The 6,341-nt window shown below is 40.5% G+C and carries 8 protein-coding genes; 1 reads left to right on the top strand and 7 read right to left on the bottom strand.

Features of this window, described 5'->3' with window-relative positions; translation table 11 throughout:
• The first annotated feature begins 204 nt into the window (after positions 1–204).
• Positions 205–501, top strand: coding sequence for a DUF3270 family protein (locus tag ACFOSE_RS08530; protein WP_380432450.1), 297 nt, complete (start codon positions 205–207; stop codon positions 499–501).
• 89 nt (positions 502–590) lie between these two features.
• Here the strand turns inward: ACFOSE_RS08530 and ACFOSE_RS08525 are convergent, their stop codons facing one another.
• The 7 genes from ACFOSE_RS08525 to ACFOSE_RS08495 all read right to left on the bottom strand — a co-directional run bounded on the left by ACFOSE_RS08525 (position 591) and on the right by ACFOSE_RS08495 (position 6,204).
• Positions 591–1,010, bottom strand: a complete 420-nt coding sequence (locus tag ACFOSE_RS08525) for a YtxH domain-containing protein (RefSeq protein WP_380432448.1) — start codon at positions 1,008–1,010, stop codon at positions 591–593.
• 2 nt (positions 1,011–1,012) lie between these two features.
• The gene (locus ACFOSE_RS08520) at positions 1,013–1,408 is read right to left on the bottom strand and encodes a DUF948 domain-containing protein (protein ID WP_380432447.1); all 396 of its coding nucleotides are present in this window, start codon (positions 1,406–1,408) and stop codon (positions 1,013–1,015) included.
• 24 nt (positions 1,409–1,432) lie between these two features.
• Positions 1,433–2,212, bottom strand: coding sequence for a prolipoprotein diacylglyceryl transferase (lgt, locus tag ACFOSE_RS08515; protein ID WP_380432445.1), 780 nt, complete (start codon positions 2,210–2,212; stop codon positions 1,433–1,435).
• Entirely contained in the window at positions 2,212–3,147 is a 936-nt protein-coding gene (hprK, locus tag ACFOSE_RS08510) for an HPr(Ser) kinase/phosphatase (RefSeq protein ID WP_380432443.1), read from the bottom strand. The genes lgt and hprK overlap by 1 nt, the downstream gene beginning before the upstream one ends.
• 101 nt (positions 3,148–3,248) lie before the next feature.
• On the bottom strand, positions 3,249–3,518 hold the full coding sequence (locus ACFOSE_RS08505) for a PspC domain-containing protein (RefSeq protein WP_380432451.1): 270 nt from the start codon (positions 3,516–3,518) through the stop codon (positions 3,249–3,251).
• A 111-nt stretch (positions 3,519–3,629) separates the two neighbouring features.
• A complete protein-coding gene (locus ACFOSE_RS08500; protein ID WP_380432442.1) occupies positions 3,630–4,085 on the bottom strand; it encodes a SprT family protein in 456 nt (151 codons plus the stop codon).
• A complete protein-coding gene (locus tag ACFOSE_RS08495) occupies positions 4,072–6,204 on the bottom strand; it encodes a Tex family protein (RefSeq protein ID WP_380432440.1) in 2,133 nt (710 codons plus the stop codon). The genes ACFOSE_RS08500 and ACFOSE_RS08495 overlap by 14 nt, the downstream gene beginning before the upstream one ends.
• Between the last annotated feature and the right edge of the window lie 137 nt (positions 6,205–6,341).

Genomic DNA, 6,341 nt, shown 5'->3' with positions numbered 1-6,341 from the left:
AATTGAGAATCGAACAAATCATACTGGCTTATAATTTGAGATATTTTGAAATTAACTAGCACCACGAGTATCTCAAATATAGAAAAAATTTTCAGAAAATTTTTTGATGCTGTTAATGAAATAATGACAAGCCCACTATTTTATGTTACAATAAGTACTATAAAATTTAAATATAATCTGGAAATTTAATGAAGGGAGGCAATTATGTCAGCTCAACGTCAGCAACATGATTTTGACCACTATGACAGTCAAGATAACATTCAGGCGAACCAAGAAGAGCCAAAATATCAAGAGTTCTATGAAATTGATACACAGAGCGCTAAGCTGCGAGAACTTCTTTTCTTCGTTCGCATCTCGCTCTTTTGTGTTTCGGCAGTACTCCTTACCTTCCTTTTCTTGACACTAGGTCTAGGAACGATTACCTCCTTTGCTTTGGCAATCTTATTAGGTATAGCTATTACATCAACGATTTCAACCTTCATCCTTTCAATGAAAAAATAAAAAGTCTAAACCTCATAGTCTTCAAAGAAGAGCTCAAGGTTTAGACTTTTTTTGAGGACACAAAAAAGAAGCTATTAAGAAGCTTCTATTTAATCATTGTTGTTTGACTCAGAATAATCAATAACGATGTCATCGACCTCTGCTTGAGTAACTTGTCCTGGCTCTTCTTTAATCTTGGACAATTTATCTTTAACGACAACCGCTTTTTCATTAGCAAATTCATTGGCTTGGGCAGCCTTTTCTTTGACAGTTTCGAAGATATCTTCCTTAGTCAATTCACCCGTTTCAAATTTTTCCTTATAGTTATGAAAAGTATTGAGGGCTAAGTCCCTATATTCACCAGCCTTTTCCTTGGCAGCTTGATTGTAGGCTTCTGAATTGTCCTTATAATCATTAACTAAATCAATAGCTTTTTTCTTAACCTCTTTACCCTTATCTGTTAACAGAAAATAGCCTGCCGCAGCCCCTACAGCTGTACTAACAACAAAAGTTTTCACTAATTTACCCATGCTTACTCCTCCTTTTTACTCCTAAAGAACTTGCTGACGAAACGTAATGCTGTTACAGCCGTACCGGCCTTAGCAGCATTAGAACCAACATTAGACGCTTTTTTACCAAGATCCCTTGCCTGTGTATTGAGATCAGAAACACTGACTGACAAATCAGCGACCACTTCAAATAAGGGATCAATAGTAGCTGCCTTACCATTGATGTCATCAATCAAAACATTGGCCTTAGCAATCAAGTCATTGGTTTGATGAAGTGTCACATCAACATCCGCAGTCAATAAAGACAAGCTACGTTTGGTTTCATCTACCGTTCCTGAAACCTTGTGCAAAACGATAGATAAATAAATGACCAAGACTACGAAAGCCAGAGCTATAATTAACATTGCAATTCCTACCATGAAATTCTCCTATACTTCTAATTTTTATTTTTCTTGATAAAATGGCTGTTCCCCATTTTGTCGACCATAGACGGACATCGCTACTCCAACTACCACTAAAATGATTGATAGCCACTGAGATACTCGCAGGCTGCCCAACATCAAACTGTCGGTTCGCATACCCTCGATAACAAAGCGCCCACAACCATACCAGATGAAGTAAAACCAAGCTACCTCACCACGGCGTAATAATTTAGGACGATGGCGCAAACTCATTATAATGATAAATCCCAGTAAATTCCAAAGGGATTCGTAAAGGAAGGTGGGTACACGATAACTGCCATCAATATACATCTGCTTTTGGATGAAATCAGGCAGGTAATTGAGGGATTTTATTGCCCTACCATAGGCCTCCTGGTTGACAAAATTCCCCCAGCGACCAATGGCCTGAGCAAGCATCACTCCCGGCGCAGCAATATCCAAAAAATCGTAGGTATTGAGCTGGCGACGATAGGAAAAAAGTAAGAGACAAAGGGCTCCAGCCAGTAGAGCACCATAGATGGCAATCCCACCTTGCCAGATAGCCAGAATTTCTCCGGGATTTTTAGCATAATAATCCCAGTTAAAGACAACGTAATAGAGTCTAGCCCCCACAATAGCTACTGGGAAGGCAATCAAAATAAAATCTAAGATATCATCTGATGTCAGCCCCTTACGAGGAGCTTCTCGCATGGCTAGCCATATAGCTAAAATCATACCCGTAACGATACAAATGGCATACCAGCGAATTGAGAAAGGACCTAACTGAAAAGCAATCGGATTCATTAATTGGAACCATTACCATTCTGTTTTATCAAAGCCGACAAACGCTCTTCAAAGGTCTTGGTCGCATCAAATCCCATTTGCTTGGCGCGCTGGTTCATAGCAGCGGCTTCGATAACAACCGAAACATTACGTCCTGTTTTAACTGGAATACGCACACATGGAATTTTAACGCCCTGCAGTTCGATTTCTTCATTACCGTTTCCCAGACGATCAAACTCCTTACCTTTTTCAAAGTTTTCAAGATAGATAGATAACTGTACCTGAGAAGAATTACGAACAGCACTAGCCCCATAAAGACTCATGATATCGATAATACCGACACCACGAATTTCTAAAAGGTGGCGCAGGACCTCAGCTGGCTCACCCCACAGCGTTTCTTCATCTTTGGCATAGATATCAACACGATCATCTGCTACTAAACGGTGACCTCTTTTAACAAGCTCTAAGCCGGTTTCACTCTTACCAATACCTGAAGTTCCTTGAATGAGGACACCCATACCATAAATATCGACCAAAACTCCATGAACACTAGTGCGTTCTGCTAGGCAAGAATTGAGGTACCAAGAAATCTCACCTGAAATGCTGGAGGTCGCTTGATGGGCTTGAAAAATCGGTGTCCCACCCTCCTTAGCCGCTTCTAGCAATTCCTTAGGAATCGCTAAATCGCGCGCCACAATCAGTGCAGGGGTTTCAGGCCTAAACATCGCACGCAGAACAGAATAGCGATTGTGAGAGGTCATGGCCATCATATAGGACCACTCTTTCATCCCAATCAACTGCACACGTTCAGGGGAATAATAATCAAAATAGCCGGTCATTTCAAGGCCTGGACGTGAAATATCCGACGTTATAATCTCTTGTTTTAGAAGTTCTGGTGTTGTATAAACTGGCTCTAATTTTACTTTTTTAGCCAACATGTCAACCGTAACGGTCATAAGCTTCTCTCATTTCTACTTAATGCCCCTATTATACCATAAATATAAAAGGACCTGTCTATAAAAATTGCCTTGGATAGCTATCCAAGGCAACTCTAATATTAAAAGAACCAGTCCTTATCATCATCTACAATTTCTGCCTCTTTACGATGGCGAGGACCTGTACCGTATCTATTGCTATCTTCATCTTCTTTATAAGGAAGTAGCACGGCTAAAAGAATATAAAGGAAAAGTCCGAAACCGACTGAAAAATATGTGAAAACCGCAAATAAGATCCGAACTAAGGTTACGTCCCAACCAAATTTTTCTGATATTCCTGCCATAACACCACAAAGCATTTTTCCTTGCCGTTTTTTATACAAATTTGACACCATGGTTTCCTCGCTTCCTAAGCTACGGTCGGTCAGATTCCTGTTATTATCACTACCAACCCTCATTTATATTACTAGTATAAACCATATCTCTTAAAAAGAAAATCAGTCCTAGGGCTGATTTTCAATCTTGTGGGAATCCACTAATTGTAGACCTCCAAAACAGCAACCACAGCTAAATTTCCGTAAATCTAAGCGACGCTGTCTTGGGTAAAACTGACCGCAACTTTGGCATTGATAGAGATAGAGAAAAGATTTTTGAGTCAATATTGGAGCATAGCGCAGACCATCAACCTTATTCAAAAGCTGTTTGAAGTCCTGATCCCTGTGTTTGTAGCCTCTACCAGCAAAGTAAAGATGGTAGTGACAAAGTTCATGCCTGACAATCTTTCTAAAAATGTCTAATCCTTTTTCATCATAGAGTCTAGGATTAAAATCCAAGTGACCATCCTTAGGAAAGAAACGCCCTCCCGTTGAACGCAAACGATAATTCCAGACAGCCTGATGTTTAAAAGGCTTTCCAAAGTCCGCAAGCGAAACTTCCTTGACATAATCAGTGAGATTCATGAGGTGCCACCAAGGAAAGATTAAGTTTTTCACGTTCTAAATCAACTTTTGATACCCAAACCGTCACGATATCCCCAACAGCTACTACCTGACTAGGGTGTTTAACAAATTGAGTGGACATTTCTGAAATATGGATGAGTCCATCCTCATGGAGACCGACATCCACAAAGGCACCAAAGTCCACAACATTACGAATAGTTCCTTCCAGCTTTTGTCCTAGCTGTAAATCTTTCAAATCCAGCACATCCTGTCTCAAAACAGGCGCCTCAAACTCATCACGTAAGTCACGTCCTGGTTTGAGTAAGTCAGCGATAATATCTTTGAGAGTCTCTTGACCCAAGCCCAATTCTGCTGCCATAGTCTTGGTATCCACTTCTGATAGTTTTTTCTTAGCCTCATCATCCAACTCTTCAATAGCTAGATGACTAAAGAGTTCCTCCACAGCTGAATAGCTCTCCGGGTGAACACCTGTATTATCCAAGATATTTTCAGCATTTGGAATCCGTAAGAAACCAGCCGCCTGTTCAAAAGCTTTATCTCCCAAACGAGGAACCTTCTTAAGTTGAGCACGCGATGTCAGGCGACCATTTTCTTCACGAAACTTGACAATATTTTCTGAGATGGTCTTATTGAGCCCGGACACATGTGATAACAGGGCTGGGCTGGCCGTATTAACATTGACTCCGACTTGGTTTACTACAGTTTCTACGACAAAGTCAAGTTTCTCATTTAGTTTCTTCTGACTAACATCATGTTGGTATTGTCCAACACCGATAGATTTAGGGGCGATTTTAACCAGCTCTGCCAGCGGATCCTGAAGACGACGGGCAATAGAAATTGCCGAGCGTTTCTCAACCGTCAAGTCAGGGAATTCTTGGCGGGCCAATTCCGAAGCCGAATACACCGAAGCTCCACTTTCATTGACAATAACATAAGAGACATCTGGAAAATCCTTGAGAATATCTGCCACAAAGGCCTCGCTTTCACGGCTAGCCGTCCCATTGCCAATAGCAATGATTTCAACATGATAGGTACGGAGCAAGTCAGCTAATTCTTCTTTGGATTTTGCAATTTTAGCCTGACTAGCTGGGGCAACAGGATAGATCACCTGAGTTGTCAGTAGCTTACCTGTTTGGTCTACAACTGCTAATTTTGCCCCTGTCCGAAAAGCGGGATCAAATCCCAGTACCATTTTTCCTTTAAGAGGCGAAACTAAAAGCAGATGACGTAAATTATCAGAAAAGAGACTAATAGCGCCATCCTCGGCAGACTCAGTCAATTCCGTACGAATACGACGTTCCATAGCCGGAATAATCTTGGTCTTGGCCGCCTTGTCAATGGCTTCATCAATATAGGCATTTTTCTGCTTAAAACGTGCTTCATAAAAGCGGATAATTTTATCAATGTGATGTTCAAAATAGACCTTGAGAATGCCTAGTTTCTCACCACGGTTGAGAGCTAGCATACGGTAGCCTTGAATATCCGATACTTTTTCTAAAAAATCATAATAGATTTGGAAAATTTGTTTTTCATCCAGAGACTCATCTTTAAGATTGGACTTTATAAAGCTATACTGCCAAATTTCATTATAAGTCCAAGAACGTAGACGATTATCTTCTGACAGAACTTCTATTAGGATATCAACCGCCCCAGCCAAAGCCTTATCTGTCGTCGGGAAAGCTTCACTGATAAATTTTTCAGCTTCCGCTTCCAAGTTGGGGACATTTTGTAAAATGAGACGAGTCAAATCAACTAGACCTGCTTCGCGGGCGATAGTTGCCTTGGTACGGCGTTTCTCCTTGTACGGAAGATACAATTCTTCCACTTCTGCTAATTTATTAGCTGAGTTAATCGCTGCCTGAAGTTCTGGTGTCAGTTTTCCTTGCTCTTCAATTTTAGTCAAAACTGTTGCCTTACGCTCAGATAAAGCTGTCAAAGTCTTATCTGTATCAATAATAGACTTGATGAGAACTTCATCTAAATTGCCCGTTTTCTCTTTACGATAACGAGCAATAAAGGGAATCGTGTTACCTTCATCAGTTAGGTCTAAGACCGCTTTGATTTGTGACGTCTTAATGCCCATAAGATGAGCAATTTGTGTAATATTTGAATTTTCCATAACGTTAATATTATATCATACTCGTGGTGCTAGTTGATTTTCAACGACAATAAAAAGCCCAAAAGGACTATACTGTAAGTGACAAAACAAACAGGAGGTAGTCCTAATGAGCCACTTACAGTATACCGCTAAATCCC

This window comes from Streptococcus dentapri (assembly GCF_042649885.1).
Classification (GTDB): domain Bacteria; phylum Bacillota; class Bacilli; order Lactobacillales; family Streptococcaceae; genus Streptococcus; species Streptococcus dentapri.
Note: the sequence above shows the minus strand (reverse complement) of the source record. Positions and strands in the feature narration are given on the sequence as shown.